Below are 16,875 nucleotides of genomic sequence, written 5' to 3'. Positions count from 1 at the left end.
GCGCGGTGCAACCTCGGGGGGCGTGGTCTTCCCCCCGAGGGCCGGACTCTACTGCTCCCTGTCTCCGCTCCTGGGCCGATGAGCGGAGGGGGAGGAGCCATGTGTGGGGGCCGTTTGAAGCCGCTCGCATCCCGTGCCGCCTGGAGCGGGTGGGGGTTGGTGTGGGGGCTGTTGTTGGCGGGGTGCGCCACCAGCAGAGCGCAAGCTCCGCTGGGCGGGATGATGATGTTCGAGGCGCTGCGCTACCGGCCGAGCACTCCCGGAGATGCGCCTGCTCCGGCTGCGGTCCTCGTGACGGAGAGGGGATGGCAGGAGGCGGAGCAAGGGGCGCTGCCGGTTTCAGGTTGTCCTCGGAAGCCGGAAGGGTGGCCGGAGGAGGCCGCGAGCGACGCGGAGCTTCTGGCGCCATTGCTGGGCTGCTCCACGGTGGCGGACTTCCTGGCGGCGCAGCGCGGCGTGAACATGGCGCGCGTGGTGGAGAGGCTGGGGGACTGGAGCGCGGTGCGGCTGGGCGCGTTCGGACCGCTGGTGGACGCGCGCGCCTCGCGGGTACTGAACGGCAAGAGGGTCTCTTTCCTGCTGAAGGCCACGGAGGACTACGGGGCCTACGCCCAGGTGTTCGCCTTCTTCATCATCCACGCGGCCTACGATGACGAGCTGGACCTGCTGCTGCGAGCGCTCGCGCGGGACAAGCAGCTGGGTCAGACGTTGGGTCCGCTGGAGCCCGTGCGCCAGGAACTGGCGGAGCGCGGGCTGAAGCTGGAGGACTACTCGGACCGAGACGAACGGGCAGAGGACATCCTTCGGGGACTGGAGCGCGCGGCGAGAGACGCGCTGAGCGGCACTCCGGTGAGCGACGGGGCTCGCTACCAGCGGTTGTCCGCGCAGCGCGCGCAGCTGCCGCCGGCCTACCAGCAGGCGCTGGAGGAGGTGGAACGGGCGCTGGTGAGCGAGCACTACACGGCCGGGAACATGGCTCTGGGCGGCATGGACCAGCTGACGTTCGGTGTTCCGCTGGGTTTCTACCACCTGGTGGCTGGCACCGCGCATGGGGTGAAGGAGCTGACGCAAGGGCAGTATGAGCAAGCCACGCGTGAGCTGGCGCCCGCGGCGCTGCTCGTGGCGCTGTACGCGGGAGGCAGGGGAGCACGGTACCTGGCTGGGGTGGAAGGAGCCGAGGCGCGAGCGTGGCGCTCCTCGCCGGCGCTGAGGATGGAGGCGCTGAAGCAGGTGGCGTGGAGGGTGGGGGAGCGCCTGGGGGTGGAGGGGCTGGGAACGCTGGCGCGCTACATTCGAGCCAGCCGGGAAGCGGCGGTGTTCGTGGCTGCCGGGGGCGAGCCGGCTGCCGTGGCGTTGCATGAAGCGCGGGGAAACGTCGCGCGGGCACAGGCATGGCTGTCCGAGGCTCCACCCGAGCGCGTGGGAGCCGCGGAGCCCAGGGCCAGCACCGGCAGGGCTCCGGGCGGGCTGGCCTCGCTGGTGGATGAGGCCGCCGGCTACAGCGCGGAAGTCGTGGAGGCCAGGCTCCACCAGGCGGAACTGGACGCCTCGGGCCCACGCCTGCCAGCGGACGTGGCGTTGCTCCAGCGCCTGAGCTCCACGTTGAGCTCGCCGCCGCCAGGAGTGCCGCAAGGCTCCGCCCTGTGGAGCGAGTACGTCTCCTACCGGCAGAGGCGCCTGGCGGATCTGCGGCAAGGCAAGGTGCCGGAAGGGCCACTGCGGTGGGAGCCGTACGAGCGGATGCGGAGTGCATTCGCTCGAGGGCTGTCCTTCGAGCGCGCCATGGTGGCCCTGCTACGTGCGGATGCCCTCCTGCCGCCAGCGCGGCGTCGCTGGCTCAAGGGCTTCTCCCAGCCACGCGTCGAGGTGCACGTGGGCGTGTCGAAGCCGGGCGTGCCCGGCATGCGCTTCGCGGACGTGCTCATCATCGAAGAGCAGCCACCCGCGGGACAGAGCCCCCGGGTGGAGACCTTCAGCTTCAAGAGCCGCTACCTCGCTTCCCTCGAAGGTGGGGACCTCGTGGCCCAGATGAGGATGGATGCGCGTGCCGCCGTGACCTATTACGGCGGGACGTTGGACATTCTGCGGCCCTCACTCAGGATCCGCGCGCGGGTGCAGCGGGTTCGCCTCGTCTACGAGGGTGGGGAACTCATTCCCATGAAGGGGGACGATCTGAAGCGCGCCGTGGACACCATCAGGCAGGAGATCAATGGCGTGGAGGTCCTGTTTCCATGAAGGCGTCGAAGCTGCGGGAGCTGAATGTGGAGGACAGCCTGGCCCTCTCCCTGGATGGGGCCTTCGATCCCCGGATGACGCTCGAGCGTGCGGTGGAGCCGTTTCTCCAGGCGCTGGAGGTACATGCTGGGGAGTGGATGCCCGACACCGTCAAGGGAAAGCGGAGGCGCAAGTACTCCCAGGCCGCCGTCTGGACGGCAGTGGAAGAGCGACTCGATGAGTCCGGCTCGGTGATCAGCATGCATCGCGCCGCCGCACCCGCGGTGTCACTGACGCTCTACCTCCTGCTCGCGCAGCTCCCCCGGGAGATGAGAGTCGACCTCCATGTGCAGCCACTCACCTTCTTCACGCAGGCGCAGCGCTGTCGTGCCTTCGTGGAGCTGGTGCGTGCCTGGGCCTTGCAGTACCCGGTTGCCTACGCGACGGCGCACAGCAAGGCGGACCGGCAGCTGGCGGACTTTCCCAGCTTTGGCCGGGATGACGAGACCCGATTCCAGAATGGGTTCGACAAGATCTACGAGGTGTTCTGGCTCAACGTGTTTGGTCCGAAGCTGGTGGACACGGTGGGCCGCGAGCGGATGCTGTCCACTCCAGCGCACCGCGTGGAGGAGCTGCCCAACGGCTCGGTGCTGCTGGTGACGTGGCCTACCGCGGCCGACTTCTCTCGCGAAGAGGCACGCCAGGCCCAGGCCCGCGCGCTCGTTCATCTCCGCCCGGAGCTGGACTTCGACACGGTGTTGCGCACGCTGCATGCGCGCAGCGTCGCCCTCGTTCCCGTGGAGCCCCACTTTCACCCGGACGTGGCACCCCTGCTGGCACGCCTGGCGGACACGGTCGCCATCGGTGAGCGCCAGACGCGGATCGCGGAGCTGAATGCCTACCAGCCACCAGCGCCGGAGGAGTGGCTGCCCGCCAGCGCGGCCCTGCCCTCGGACGTGCCCGACACGAAGGCAGCGCTGGAGAACTACGCGCTGCTGGCCGAGCAACTGGTGGCGCTGCTGCACACCCGGGTGCCCTCCATCTTCGAGCAGACGGCCGAGTCGCTCACCGATGTGGATGCTCAGCTCTGGGCGGAGAACTTCCCGGAAGTCTTCGAGCGGCACCACCTCGATGCGCGCGCGGTGCCGGCGGTGGGCGCCTACCTGGGGCAGGTCCTCGTACGCCGCCTGGGCGGGCAGTGGATGGCGCGTGGGAAACTGGAAGAGGCGCAGGTGCGTGTGGGCCAGCGTGTCTGGCTGCCCTTCCTGCGCGCCCAGCGCTATCTGCGCTCTCGCCAGTCGCTGCTGGACTTCTCGCTCACCCAGCTGTACCGAGTGGCCGAGCGACACCGGGGCTGAGCAGGTGGCCCGATACGTCACCTCGCCCCGATGGCGTGACGAGCAAGGCCTCACGCAGGGGCGAGCCCGAAAAACAGAGCGCCCCCCGGTGGGCTCACCGGAGGGCGCTCGTTACCGCCGGGCTTCAGTGGTCCTTACGACTCCAGGCCCACCGCCGCCGCGTGGATGACCGACGCGATGCGCACCGCGTCGTGCACCTGGTCCTCCGAGAGGCCGCCCTCGATGACGACCTTCTCGTGGGACTGCACGCACATCTCGCAGCCATTGATGGCGCTGACCGCGAGGCAGACCAGCTCGAAGTCCACCTTGTTCGTCAGCACCTGCGCCAGCCGGTTCATCCGCAGCCCCGGCCGCTTGGTCGAGTAGCTCTCCTTCCCGACCATGTGGCGGAACCGGTAGTAGACGTTGTTCATCCCCATCAGGGACGCCGCGGCGCGCGCGTCCTCGATGACCGGCTCGGGGTTGGTCAGGGCCTTCTTCGCCTCGTTGAGGATGGCCTCCTTCAGCCGCTCGTTCCGGGCGGCGAAGGCGCACGCGACGGCCACGCCCCAGCGCTGCTCGGGGGTGAGGCTGCCGCCCTCCAGCACTGCCTGGAGGTTGAGGCGGGTGTCCTTGTGGGCGTCCGCCAGCTCACCGCGGACGACTTCGAGCGAGGCCATGACGTGTTACCCCGCCTTCGCCAGCTTCTTGGTGAGCGTCTCCTCACCCTTCTGCCAGTTGCACGGGCACAGCTCGTCCGTCTGGAACGCGTCCAGCGTGCGCAGCACCTCGGACACGTTGCGGCCCACCGACAGATCGTTCACCGACACGTGGCGGATGATGCCCGTCGGGTCGATGATGAAGGTGGCGCGCAGAGCCACGCCCTCCTGCTTGTGCAGGATGCCCAGCGCGTTGCACAGCTCGTGCTTCATGTCCGCCAGCATCGGGAAGGGCAGGTTCTTCAGGTCCGGGTGGTGCGTGCGCCACGCGTGGTGCACGAACTCGCTGTCGGTGCTCAGGCCCAGGACCACCGCGTCGCGGTCACCGAAGTCCTTGTTCTTCTTCCCGAACTCCGCGATCTCCGTCGGGCAGATGAAGGTGAAGTCCTTGGGCCACGCAAACAGGATGATCCACTTCCCCTTGTACGAATCCTGGTTGATGGTCGTGAACTCCTTGCCCTTCTCCAGGCTCACGGTGGCCTTCACGGAAAAGTTGGGAAGCTTGTCGCCAACGGTCAGCATGCTCGACTCCTTGTGGGGTAGGGGGCCCATCCCCTGTGGACGAGCCCGAAAGGGTTTTGCCAGCTACCACTAGAGCAGGCGCCGTGCCAGAAAAACGGGTCCAGTCTTTTCAGGAGGTTATCCATTCAACCCTCCAGAACGACGCCGCCTGATGGGTGAATAACGAAATCTCGGTGCGCTTCGCCACTGCAATTTCGGTGGGCACTGACTATTCGTTGGCCATGGCGGACGAAATCGTGGCGGCCGGCCCGTCGCTGGCCAAGGAAGCAAGGGATCTGGTCGAGCTGGCGGGCACGGAAGAGGCCGTGTCGGAGCTGCTACGCCGTGGGTTGGACTGGCTCACTCGCATCACCCGGTTCGACCTGGCCACGCTCTTCCTGTTGCGGGACGAGCGGCTGGTGGCCGTGGCGGCGCGCGGCCCGCTGGCCAACGCCAAGGTGCGCGGGCATGTGTTGAACCTCGCGAACTTCCCCATGGTGCGCCAGGCGCTGGAGACGCGGCGGGCGCGCGCCTTCACGGAGGAGGACCACACCGGCGAGGGCGATCCTTTCGATGGCGTGCTGGATCTACCGCCAGGGCACTCGTGCATGGTGGTGCCGCTGTGCGCGGGCGATCGCCGCTATGGCGTGCTGACGCTGGATCGCGCCGAGTGCGAGACGTATCCGCAGTCCGTGGTGGATCTGGTGGAGGTGTACGGGCAGCTGCTGGCCACCGCGCTGCAGAACGCGGAGCAGAAGGCCGCCTTCGAGCGGCTGCACCGGCAGGACCACGAGCACGCCAAGCTCCTGGAGTCGCAGCTCGGCGGGGACTCGGAGGGCATCCTCGAGACGAGCCTGAGCCCCGTCATGAGGGATCTGGCGCGGCGGGCGCGGCAGGTGGCGGAGACGGACACGCCGGTGCTGCTGCTGGGCGAGACGGGCACCGGCAAGGAGCGCCTGTCGCGAGCCATCCACCGCTGGAGCGCGCGGGCGGACCAGCCCTTCGTCACCATCAACTGCGCGGCCATCCCCGCCGGGCTGTTGGAGAGTGAGCTGTTCGGCCACGTGAAGGGCGCCTTCACCGGAGCCACCAAGGATCGCGCCGGTCGCTTCCAGATGGCGAGCGGCGGCACGCTGCTGCTGGACGAGGTGGGGGAGCTGCCGGTGGAGCTGCAGGCCAAGCTCCTGCGCGCGCTGCAGGAGAAGACGTTCGAGCCCGTGGGCAGCGACCGCACGGTGCGCGCGGACGTGCGGCTGCTGGCGGCCACGCACGTGGACCTGCAGCAGGCCATCGCGCAGAAGCGCTTCCGAGAGGACCTCTACTATCGGCTGAGTGTCTTCCCGCTGCGCCTGCCGCCGCTGCGCGAGCGGCTCGAGGATCTGCCTCAGCTCTGCGCCTTCCTGCTCGAGGAGCAGTCGCGGCGCACGGGGCGGCGAGGCATGCGCGTGACGCCCGAGGGACTGCAGCGGCTCGAGGCATATGGCTGGCCCGGCAACCTGCGTGAGCTGGCCAACGTGCTCGAGCGCGCCACCATCCTCTCGCCCGGCGTGGAGCTGGGCGCGGATGCGTTCGATCTGCCCGCACGCGCTCAGGCCGAGCAGCCTCGCGTGCACGCGCCCGTCGCGAAGCGCGAGGCCGTGCTCACGCTCGAGGCGGTGCAGCGCGAGCACATCCTCCGCGTGCTCACGCTCACGAAGGGACGCATCTACGGACCGGGTGGCGCGGCGCAGCTGCTGGGCCTCAAGCCCTCCACGCTGCAGAGCCGCATGAAGAAGCTCCGAATCGCTCGGCAGGAACACTTCACCATCGAAGGTCCGACCTGACCCGGGGTGGGTGGTGATGGCCCTACGCCTCGCGTAGAGATCGACGTCGAAAAAATCCTGTCTCGGTAGTGATTCGGTGAGAGCGCGACACCGTTCTTCGCACAGCGTTGCGTGAGAAGGGTGGCTGCTTTCGCGCGAGACGTATCGCTACAATTCGCAACGGCTCCACGTGTAGCGGAGCGAGCGTCCGGACGCCCGACACACGGGGGGGCAGCCAACGCAGTCTCCACCCTGAGGGCACGCTGTATGAGAACTCGCGCAGCGACGTACGTCGTTTTGAGCAGCCTGCTCTGGGCCTCGCCGGTGGCACTGGCGCAGGACCTGGGAGGCGAAGAGGGAAGAACCTTCACCACGGACGCGGACTTTGCGCTCGGCACCTTCGCGGGAACGCGGCCGGGAGCACCCAGCGCGGGCGAGCTCCGCATCGAGACCGGCGCGAGCGTGCCGCCCTTCCTGTGGATGGCCAACGCAGGCACCGGCACCGTCACCAAGGTGGACACGCGCACGGGGCGCCAGGTGGCGCGGTACGACTCGGTGCTCACGCGCAACTGGGACAACAGCGTGCCGGCGGTGCGGCCACCGCGTGACGGGTGCAACTACCCGGTGGTCACCGCGGTGGATGCGCGCGGCGACGCCTATGTCGTCAACCGCACCAACTGCTCGGGCGGCTCGGCCTCCATCACCCGCTACGCGGGCTCGCTGGCGTACTGCGTGGACCGCAACGGCAACGGACGCATCGACACGTCCACCGACGTCAACGCGGACGGCAGCATCAACCTGAGCGACACCGCCGAGTTTCCGGGCCAGGCGGACGAGTGCATCCTCTGGACGAAGAACTTCGCGCCCGCGGGCGACCCGGGCCGCGCCATCGTGGTGGATGCGCAACAGAACGTGTGGGCCGCGGGCTTCACCACGTCGAAGCTCTACCAGCTGAACGGGCAGACCGGCGCGCACATGAAGACCATCGACCTGTCCGCGGAGACGGGCGTGTCCGCGGGCATCCATGCGCTGGCCATCGGGCCGGATGGCCATCTCTATACCTCGGACAACGCCACCACGCGGCGTCTCTGGAAGATCGATCCGAGGAGGACGGCGGCACCGTACGTGGTGGACACGCTCACGTCGTCGGTGCCGACCTTCGGGCTCGTGGTGGATGGCAGCGGCGTGGCGTGGCTCGGCGCGGACGCGGACTCCGCCTTGGGCGTGGTGCGGGCGGACTTCGCGGCGGACTCGATCCAGCAGGTGGGCGGCGCTGGCGGCTGCAGCGGCCGCACGAAGGGCATCGCGGTGGATGCCACGGGGGACATCTGGGCGGCGTGCTGGAGCAACAGCCGCGTGCTGCGTCTCGACTCGAATGGCGTCGCGAAGAGCTACTGGTACGTGGGCATGCGGCCCGAGGGCGTCGCGGTCGCCTCGGATGGGAAGATCTGGGCCACTGTCCCGGGGATGGACAACCTGTCCGTGATCGATCCAGCGGTCCCCAACGATGTCACGGCCCATGTCTCGGGAACCTTGCCGTACACGTACGGGGACATGACGGGCTCCCACCACCACCGCTTCGTCGTGCGCCAGGGCTCGTGGAGCGTGGTGCATGACAGCGGACTGGTGGGGAGGAGCTGGGGCGCGGTTCGCTGGAACCAGGAGTCGCAGGGCACCGTGCCCGCGAGCACCAGCATCACCGTGGAGGTGAGGGCGGCCAACACGGTCGAGGCGCTGGCCACCCAGGCGTTCGCCACCGCGACGAACAACGGGAGCCTGTCCAACATCCGGGGCCGCTATGTCGAGCTCCGCGCCACGCTGCGCTCCGAGAACTTCGGCCCGGACCCGGTGCTCAGCGATCTGACGATCCTCTCCGGCAACCAGGCGCCGGTGGCCCAGTGCCAGGACCAGAACGTCTGCGCGGGCCCGACGTGCACCGCGCAGGTCAGCGTGAACGACGGCTCGTATGACCCGGACGGAGACGCCATCTCCCTGGCCCAGTCGCCCGCGGGCCCGTATGCCATCGGCTCACGGGCGGTGAGCCTCACCGTCTCCGATGCCTCCTTGAGCGCGAGCTGCTCCGCCAGCGTGCGGGTGCGCGACTGCGAGCCGCCCGCCATCACCTGCGCAGAGCCCGTGCAGGCCGAGTGCACGGGCAACCAGTCGGCCACGGTGTCGGCGGGCGGGGCGGACGCGACGGACTCGTGCTCGACGGTGAGCGTGAGCGGTCCCGGCCTGGCCTCCTATCCGCTGGGCAACACGTCCGTCACGTACACGGCGACGGACGCGGCGGGGAACACGGCCACCTGCACCACCCTCGTGCAGGTGCAGGACACGCTGCCGCCCTCCATCACCTGTCCGGCTCCCACCACCGCCGAGTGCGTGGGCGGTGGAGCCACCAACAGCGGGCTGGGCTCGGCGAGCGCCACGGACGTGTGCGCGCCGGCGACGGTGCAGGCGCCGGGGCTGGCCAGCTTCCCGCTGGGCACGACGTCGCTGACCTGGACCGCGACGGACACCTCGGGCAACGCGGCGAGCTGCTCCGCGCCGTTCACCGTGGCGGACACGCAGGCGCCCGCCCTCACGCTGCTCGGCTCCACCAGCCAGGCGCTGGAGTGCGGCTCCAGCTACGTGGACTCCGGAGCGACGGCGAGCGACGCGTGCGTGGGCGATCTGACGGCCCAGGTGGTGGCCACCGGCACCGTCAACCCGGGGCAGCCGGGCAGCTACACGCGGACCTACAGCGTGGTGGATCCGTCGGGCAATGCCTCCGCCTCGGTGACGCGCGCGGTGACGGTGTCCGATACGCAGGCCCCGACGCTGGTCCTCAATGGCGAGGCCCAGCTGGCGCTGGAGTGTGGCTCCTCCTACGTCGACCCTGGCGCGCAGGCGAGCGACGTGTGCGCCAGCGACCTGAGCAATGCGGTGGTGGCGTCCGGCTCCGTCGATGTGGCGCTGCCGGGCACCTATACGCGGACCTACAGCGTGGCCGACCCGGCGGGCAACGCGGCGCCGTCGGTGACGCGCACGGTGACGGTGACGGACACCCAGGGCCCGAGCCTGGCGCTCAACGGCCCGGCCTCGCTGACGCTCGACTGCTCCGCCACCTTCGTGGATCCGGGAGCCACCGCGATCGACGCGTGCCGCGGGGACGTGAGCAGCCGGGTGACGGTGACGGGCTCGGTGGACCCCACGCACGCGGGCTCCTACGTGCTCACCTACGGCGCGACGGACCCCTCTGGCAACGCCGCCACGCCGGTGACGCGCACGGTGACGGTGCGTGACTCCCAGGGCCCGGTCATCGCCCTCAATGGCCCCAGCCCCGTGCTGCTCGAGTGCAGGCGGGACACGTACTCCGAGCAGGGCGCGACGGCGGTGGATGGGTGCGCCGGGGCGCTCCCCGTCACCATCGAGCAGCCGGTCATCGACACGAACACGCCGGCCACGTACCAGGTCACCTACAGCGCGCAGGCCAGCGGCGGCAACGTGATCACCGCTACGCGTCAGGTCATCGTCCAGGACACCCTCGAGCCGCAGCTCACCCTGAATGGCGCCGCCACCATCGCGCTGGAGTGCAAGGTGGACACGTTCACGGATCCGGGCGCCACGGCGTCGGACCTGTGCGCGGGGAACCGGACGAGCTCCATCGAAGTCACGGGCGCGGTGGACACGAACGTGCCGGGCGCCTACCCGCTGCTCTACCGCGTGGCGGATGGCCATGGGAACTCCTCGGAGAAGGTGCGGGACGTGAAGGTGGTGGACACGCGCAAGCCGACGATCACCCTCGAGGGCGCGGCCGCGCCGGTGATGGAGTGCTCGCGGGAGGCCTTCGTCGCCCTGGGGGCGACGGCCACGGACCTGTGCGCCGGGGACATCACCCACCGCATCACCATCTCGGGCACGCAGAACATCGTCGCGCCAGGCACCTACCCCATCACCTACAACGTCACGGATCCGTCCGGGAACGCGGCGGAGAGCGTCACGCGCAGCGTGACCGTCCGGGACACGAAGGCGCCCGTGGTGACGATCCGCGGCGAGGCCAACATGACGCTGGAGTGCGGCATGGACACGTACACGGAGCTGGGCGCCACGGCGTATGACGCGTGCCAGGGAGACATGACGAGCCAGCTCAACACCTACGGCAGCGGCGCGAACCCCAGCGCCGTGGGCACGTACAGCATCCAGTACGGGGTGTGGGACGCCTCGGGCAACACGACCATGGCGCTGCGCACGGTGAAGGTGGTGGATCGCCTGCCTCCCACGCTCTCGCTGGTGGGCTCGGCCACGGTGCGGCACGAGTGCGCCAGCGGCGCCTATGTCGACCCGGGAGCCACCGCGGCGGACGCGTGCTATGGCGACCTGACGCGCGCCATCACCAAGGCGGGCAGCGTGAACGCCTGGGCGCGGGGCAACTACACCCTCACGTACAACGTGCAGGACAGCGCGCTGCTCAAGGCCGCGACGCTCACCCGCACGGTGCAGGTGGTGGACACGCAGGCGCCGACGCTCGAGTGCCGTGAGAACAACGTGTGGCCGGCGGACCAGGCCATGCGCAACTTCTCGCTGTCCGACTGTGTCACGGCCACGGACGCGTGTGATGGGTTCGCGCTGCCCAACAACGGCACCATCCTCTCCATCTACAGCGACGAGCCCGAGGATGCGGTGGACTCCAGCGATGGGAGCACCACCGAGGACATTGTCATCACGGGCAAGAGCACCTTCAAGCTGCGCGCGGAGCGCCGGAGCGATGGCGATGGCCGCGTGTACGGGGTGCTCTTCGAGCTGAAGGATCAGACAGGCAACGCCCGGACGGGGCTCTGCAAGGTGCATGTGCCGCTCACGGAGGGAGGCCTGGCCACCGACAGCGGCTCGGCCTCGGGCTACACGGTGGTGCCGCCTCCGCCGGTGGCGCGCCGCACGGGGCTGTAGCCGCGGGAAGAGGTGTGGAGGACGACGGCCCGTGTCCCTGGTGGGGGCACGGGCCGTTCCGTCAGGAGAAGCCCCTGGGCGCCTCGCCGCGCTCGGGGGCTTCCCGTTCATGTGAACGACGCCTGTCAGTCGCAGCTGACGTCGTTGTAGACATTGAACGGCTCGCCGGCGGAGACGTGCTCGCTGACGCCGGTCGCGGGGCAGGTGACGATCAGCTGGCCGTCCGAGGAGGAGATGAGCCAGGTGTCGGCCTTGTCGTTGTGAGGCGTGTTGTCCACGTCACCGGCGCCGTAGGCCAGGAAGTCCCAATCATCCACGCCCCCGTAGATGCCGGCGCTGACGGCCATGCCGTTCATGGTGGCCTTCGTATTCCAGGTGGCGCCGGCCAGGGTCTCCACGGTGAAGACCGCGGGGAAGCTGTTGAACTTGAAGGTGTCCGCGCCGATGCAGGTGTCGTAGTTGTTCTGGACGGCGTCGACGCCGGAGCGGTCCTCGAAGGAGGAGCAGTTGTCCTCGAGGTGGTAGCTGTAGCGGTTGCCGCGCTCGGGGGCGAAGCCGGTGCTGCGGATGGTGGGGGGGGGCATGCGCTGCTGGGTGCGCAGGCCGGTGAAGAGGCTCTTGAGGTTGGTGTTCACCTCGGACTGGCGGGCTCGTGCCTGGAAACGGACGAAGTTGGGAATGGCGATGGCGGCCAGGATGCCGATGATGGCCACCACGATCATCAGCTCGATGAGGGTGAAGCCGGAGTGGCGACGACGCGTGGACATGGGGTGCTCCTCGTTGGTGGGTGAAGGGGAAGGACAACGAAGAGGAAGCAGAGCAATCAGCGGGCCACGCGAGAGGAACGGTAGATGCCACCGGATTGCGAGAGGTTGGCGTGAGGGGCGCGGAAGCGGAGCGACGAAGCGCGGCAGTCAGTGACGTGCCTGGGCACTTCAGCGCGGGCGTAGCGAGCCGCGAGCAGCTGGCCCGCGAGGCCCGCAAAGAGAAACCCCCGAGTGCCTCGCCGCACTCGGGGGTTCAGACTTCATCCGCGGACGCTCAGCTCAGTCGCAGTTGACGTCGTTGTAGGTGTTGAACGGCTCGCCCGCGGCGACATTCTCGGGGGCGCCGGTCGCGGGGCAGTTGGCCATGAGCTGTCCATCCGAGGAGGAGATGACCCAGGAGTCGGCCTTGTCATTGGCCGGCTTGTTGTCCACATCACCTGCGCCGTAGGCCAGGAAGTCCCAGCTCTCCTCGGTGCCATAGATGCCAGCGCTGACGGTCATGCCGTTGTTGACGGCCTTGGAGTTCCATGCGGCGGCGCCCAGGGACTCCACGATGAAGGTGCTGGGGAAGCTGTTGAACTTGAAGGTGTCCACGCCGATGCAGGTGTCGCTGTTGTTCTGGACGGCGTCGACGCCGGAGCGGTCCTCGTAGGAGGAGCAGTTGTCCTCGAGGTGGTAGCCGTAGCGGTTGCCGCGCTCGGGAGAGAAGCCGGTGCTGCGGATGGCATACGGGGGCTTGCGCTGCTGGGTGCGCAGGCCGGTGAAGAGGCTCTTGAGGTTGGTGTTCACCTCGGACTGGCGGGCGCGGGCCTGGAAGCGGACGAAGTTGGGAATGGCGATGGCAGCCAGGATGCCGATGATGGCCACCACGATCATCAGCTCGATGAGGGTGAAGCCAGAGTGGCGACGACGCGTGGACATGGAGTGCTCCTCGTTGGGTGAGTGAAGGGGAAGGACAACGAGGAGGAAGCAGAGCAAGTCGCGGGCCACGCGAGAAAAAGGGGGGATGCCATAGGATTGCGAGAGGTTGGCGTGAGACGCTCGCAAGCGGATCGACGAAGCACGGCAGTCAGTGACGTGTCTGGGCACTCACCCGCGAATGCCGCGCATGGTCCGTCTTGATGGCAGCCGCGGATGGCATCCTCGGGAGGCGGCGTCTGCTGGGAAATGCCACTGCGGTGCAGGTGCCATCAGCCTGCATCAACGCGCCGGAGCCAGCACGCGACTCATGAAGGGCCGTCAGTGACGTGCTTCAGCGCTCGATGCCGGGCGATCCACACTCGAGGGCTGCGCGCAACTCCATCCAGGAGGAGACACACCGCGAGGGCCGTGGCTCATGACGCACCGCTCCTCGAGGTTGCAGCCCGAAGGAGCTAGGACAGAGTAGGCCCATGTCCCAGTTCCTGCGACACATCCGGGGAATTCGAATAAAGCAAGAAAATATCTACTTGCTTGGCTCCGCTTAAAAGGGAAAATTGCGAGGCGGCTGAAGTGGAACTTTCAGCTAGGAGATGCTGGCGTGAGGTACCGGGCCACCCGGTTGCGCCCACATCGCCGACTGCGAGTGAATCTTTCACGCCGTAACAAGCCGTCAGTGGGATGCCGAGCACTGTGTTCTTTCGATCGCGTCGTTCATCAAGCCGTGGGGGATGTACAGCATGAAACTCAAAGGCGTATGGGGAGCATCGCTGGTGTTGGTCGCATTGGCGGCCAGCTCCTGCGACCAAGAGGATGGTGCGCCACCGCCTGACGTGACCCCGGCGAGCGCTCATACGACACGCCAGGAGGTCCGCAGCACCAACAAGGTGCTGATCCTGGGCAGCAGCGTCAATGGCGGGCTCGACAGCCGCGAGGCCCAGGCCGTGAGGGACTACTCCACGGCCGAGATCCACGTGGTGACGCCGTCGCAGTGGAGCGCGATGACGGCCGAGCAGTTCATGTCCTACAAGGCCATCATCATCGGTGACGCGGCGTGCGAGAGCGGCACGGCGGCGTTCCAGGCGGCCATCGAGAACCGCAACACCTGGGGCGCCATCGTCGATGGCGACGTGGCGATCATCGCCGCGGCTCCGACCAGCGCCAACTCGGCGCAGCTGGTGGAGAACGGCGTCCGCTACGTGCTCAACTCCGTGCAGTACCTGACGGGCATGTACATCGCGCTGGGCTGCGCCTACCAGGATGCTCCGGCCAACACGCACGTGACCCTGCTCGAGCCGTTCGGTGACTTCAAGGTGCAGGGCATGGACGTGTGCGCCGAGTGGCAGCACACGTTCCAGATGCAGGGCGACCTGATGTCCCGCGACACCTATGACGGCGCCTTCGTGGGCGAGGATGGGTGCGCGACGCGCACAGTGTTCACGTCCTATCCGGACCGCACCTTCTCGTTCGTGGCCATCGCGACGAGCTACAACGATCCCCCCACGCCCATTCCCGGGGCGAAGCTCTTCATCGACTACACCATCGACCCGGGCTTCGAGACGAACTACGTGGGTACGCCCTACGTCCTGGTGCGTGGCGCCATGGCTGTCGGCGCCGGGTGCGGCCTGCCCGCGATGCCTTCGGGTGAGGAATGCGACCTGGGCGACACCGGCAACGGCCAGCCCAACACCGGCAACCAGAACCCCGCGTCTCTCTGCTCGTGGTCGTGCCACCACGACTGGTGCGGCGACGGCAAGGTGGACGTGGACTTCGGCGAGGAGTGCGACAACGGCATCAAGAACGGCCGCACGGGTGACACCAGTGGTGCCATCGGTACGTGCACCTCGTTCTGCAAGATCCCCAACATCCCCGTTCCGGCCGATCACCCGCCGGTCGCGGTCTGCCAGAACGTGACGGTGCAGGCGACGAACACCTGCGGCGTGGCCGCCGACATCAACAACGGCTCCTACGATGAGGACGGCGACCTGGTGGGCTGCACCGCGAGCCCGGCCGGCCCGTACAACATCGGCGACACGGAGGTGGCGCTGACGTGCACCGACGCGAAGGGCAACGTGGCCACCTCTTCCCCGTGCACCGTGACGGTGACGGACAAGGTGCTGCCGACGGTGGCCCTCATCGGCGAGGCCAACCAGTCGGTGGAGTGCGTCAAGAGCGGCACGTACACGGACCCGGGCGCCACGGCGAGCGACCTGTGCGAGGGCCCGCTGCCCCAGAGCAGCATCACGAAGAGCGGCACGGTGACGATGGGGACGCTTGGTACCTACACGCTGTCCTACTTCGCCAAGGACTCGTCCGGGAACCAGTCCGCGACCGTGACGCGCAGGGTCACCGTGGCCGACACGCTGGCGCCGGTCATCACGCGCCTCGGCCTGGAGATGGTGACGCAGGAGTGCGGTGGGAACTACGTCGACCAGGGCGCCACGGCCAATGACCAGTGCCAGGGCCCGCTCACGGTCGTGAAGACCGGAGCTGTGAACACCGCGGTGCTGGGTGACTACACCATTCGCTACAACGTGAAGGACGCGCAGAACAACGCCGCGATCGAGCAGACGCGCACCGTCTATGTGCGCGACAGGGTGAAGCCGACCGTGACGCTCGTGGCCCCGGCGAGCCAGACGATCGAGTGCGGTGGCACCTTCACGGATCCTGGCGCCACGGCGACGGACACTTGCGCTGGCACGCTGACGGCGGTGGTCAACTCCACCAACCTCAACCTGAACGCGCCGGGCAACTACACCATCAACTACAGGGCGATCGACCCGTCGGGCAACATGGGCGTCTCGGGCAACCGCACGGTGACGGTGGCCGACACGCAGGGGCCGACGCTGGCGCTGGTGGGCCCGGCCGCGATGCCGCTGGAGTGCGCCACGGCCTTCAACGATCCGGGCGCCACGGCCAACGACCAGTGCCAAGGCAACCTGACCAGCGCCATCGTGAAGACCGGCACGGTGAACAACATGGCGCTGGGCCCCTACACGCTGCGCTACAACGTGAAGGACGCCAAGAACAACGCCGCCCCCGAGGTGACGCGCACCGTCACGGTGGGCGACACCCTCGCGCCGAACATCACCGTCACGGGCCCGCTGAGCCAGCAGGTGGAGTGCGGCGGCGCGTACACGGATCCGGGCGCCACGGCCAGTGACGCGTGCGCCGGTGCGGTGCCCGTCATCGTCCACGGGCCGGCCAACGCCAACGCGCCGGGCAACTACACCGTGTCCTACAGCGCGAAGGATCCGTCCGGCAACGAGGCCACCTCGGCCTCCACGCGCTCGGTGACGGTGAGCGACACGCTGCCGCCGACGCTGACGCTGCTGGGCTCGTCTCCCTCGACGCTCGAGTGCGGCTCGCCGTACACCGACCCGGGGGCCTCGGCCAGCGACCAGTGCGCCGGCAACCTGACGGCGCAGATTACGAAGACCGGCACGGTGAACTCGCAGGCTCCGGGGCCCTACTCGCTGCGCTACACGGTCAGCGACGGCAACGGCCACAGCGTCACGGCCGATCGCCAGGTGACGGTGCAGGACACCCTGGCCCCGACGGTGTCGCTCAACGGCCCGACGACGGTGCCGCTGGAGTGCGGTGCCGCCTACACGGACCCGGGCGCGACGGCGAACGACGCGTGCGCCGGGGCGCTGCCGGCGGTGGCCACCACCACGGCCAACCCGAA

Annotated in this window: 9 protein-coding genes; 5 read left to right on the top strand and 4 right to left on the bottom strand. The window is 68.6% G+C overall.

The genetic code is table 11. From position 1 onward, the window contains the following. Positions 1-114: 114 nt before the first annotated feature. Positions 115-2,235: a hypothetical protein gene (locus KY572_RS06675; RefSeq protein WP_224241538.1), complete on the top strand. Its 2,121-nt coding sequence runs from the start codon at positions 115-117 to the stop codon at positions 2,233-2,235. Then, positions 2,232-3,572, top strand: a complete 1,341-nt coding sequence (locus KY572_RS06670; RefSeq protein WP_224241537.1) for a hypothetical protein — start codon at positions 2,232-2,234, stop codon at positions 3,570-3,572. The genes KY572_RS06675 and KY572_RS06670 overlap by 4 nt, the downstream gene beginning before the upstream one ends. Before the next feature lie 134 nt (positions 3,573-3,706). Here KY572_RS06670 and KY572_RS06665 read toward each other — a convergent pair whose 3' ends face one another. Further along, the gene (locus KY572_RS06665) at positions 3,707-4,231 is read right to left on the bottom strand and encodes a carboxymuconolactone decarboxylase family protein (RefSeq protein ID WP_224241535.1); all 525 of its coding nucleotides are present in this window, start codon (positions 4,229-4,231) and stop codon (positions 3,707-3,709) included. Positions 4,232-4,237: 6 nt separating this feature from the next. Further along, positions 4,238-4,792, bottom strand: coding sequence for a peroxiredoxin (locus KY572_RS06660; protein ID WP_224241533.1), 555 nt, complete (start codon positions 4,790-4,792; stop codon positions 4,238-4,240). Positions 4,793-5,013: 221 nt separating this feature from the next. Between KY572_RS06660 and KY572_RS06655 the strand changes: the two genes are divergently transcribed. Together KY572_RS06655 and KY572_RS06650 are read left to right on the top strand one after the other, a co-directional pair. After that, a complete protein-coding gene (locus tag KY572_RS06655; protein ID WP_224241532.1) occupies positions 5,014-6,594 on the top strand; it encodes a sigma 54-interacting transcriptional regulator in 1,581 nt (526 codons plus the stop codon). A gap of 246 nt (positions 6,595-6,840) precedes the next feature. Further along, on the top strand, positions 6,841-11,502 hold the full coding sequence (locus tag KY572_RS06650; RefSeq protein WP_224241530.1) for an immunoglobulin-like domain-containing protein: 4,662 nt from the start codon (positions 6,841-6,843) through the stop codon (positions 11,500-11,502). Between the two features lie 125 nt (positions 11,503-11,627). Here the strand turns inward: KY572_RS06650 and KY572_RS06645 are convergent, their stop codons facing one another. Then, complete coding sequence (locus KY572_RS06645; RefSeq protein WP_224241528.1) at positions 11,628-12,269, bottom strand: prepilin-type N-terminal cleavage/methylation domain-containing protein; 642 nt, start codon at positions 12,267-12,269, stop codon at positions 11,628-11,630. A 279-nt stretch (positions 12,270-12,548) separates the two neighbouring features. Beyond that, a complete protein-coding gene (locus KY572_RS06640) occupies positions 12,549-13,190 on the bottom strand; it encodes a prepilin-type N-terminal cleavage/methylation domain-containing protein (RefSeq protein ID WP_224241526.1) in 642 nt (213 codons plus the stop codon). Between the two features lie 830 nt (positions 13,191-14,020). Between KY572_RS06640 and KY572_RS06635 the strand changes: the two genes are divergently transcribed. Further along, the coding region (locus KY572_RS06635; protein WP_224241525.1) for an immunoglobulin-like domain-containing protein at positions 14,021-16,875 on the top strand (2,855 nt) is incomplete at its 3' end.

The sequence above is a fragment of the Hyalangium gracile genome (genome assembly GCF_020103725.1).
Classification (GTDB): Bacteria; Myxococcota; Myxococcia; order Myxococcales; family Myxococcaceae; genus Hyalangium; species Hyalangium gracile.
This window is presented reverse-complemented; position numbering and strand designations above follow the sequence as displayed.

Excerpts from the sequence above, each read along its gene's own strand:
- KY572_RS06670 (WP_224241537.1), top strand. The coding sequence starts at position 2,232 with ATGAAGGCGTCGAAGCTGCGGGAGCTGAATGTGGAGGACAGCCTGGCC.
- KY572_RS06665 (WP_224241535.1), bottom strand. The coding sequence starts at position 4,231 with ATGGCCTCGCTCGAAGTCGTCCGCGGTGAGCTGGCGGACGCCCACAAG.
- KY572_RS06660 (WP_224241533.1), bottom strand. The coding sequence starts at position 4,792 with ATGCTGACCGTTGGCGACAAGCTTCCCAACTTTTCCGTGAAGGCCACC.
- KY572_RS06655 (WP_224241532.1), top strand. The coding sequence starts at position 5,014 with ATGGCGGACGAAATCGTGGCGGCCGGCCCGTCGCTGGCCAAGGAAGCA.
- KY572_RS06650 (WP_224241530.1), top strand. The coding sequence starts at position 6,841 with ATGAGAACTCGCGCAGCGACGTACGTCGTTTTGAGCAGCCTGCTCTGG.
- KY572_RS06645 (WP_224241528.1), bottom strand. The coding sequence starts at position 12,269 with ATGTCCACGCGTCGTCGCCACTCCGGCTTCACCCTCATCGAGCTGATG.
- KY572_RS06640 (WP_224241526.1), bottom strand. The coding sequence starts at position 13,190 with ATGTCCACGCGTCGTCGCCACTCTGGCTTCACCCTCATCGAGCTGATG.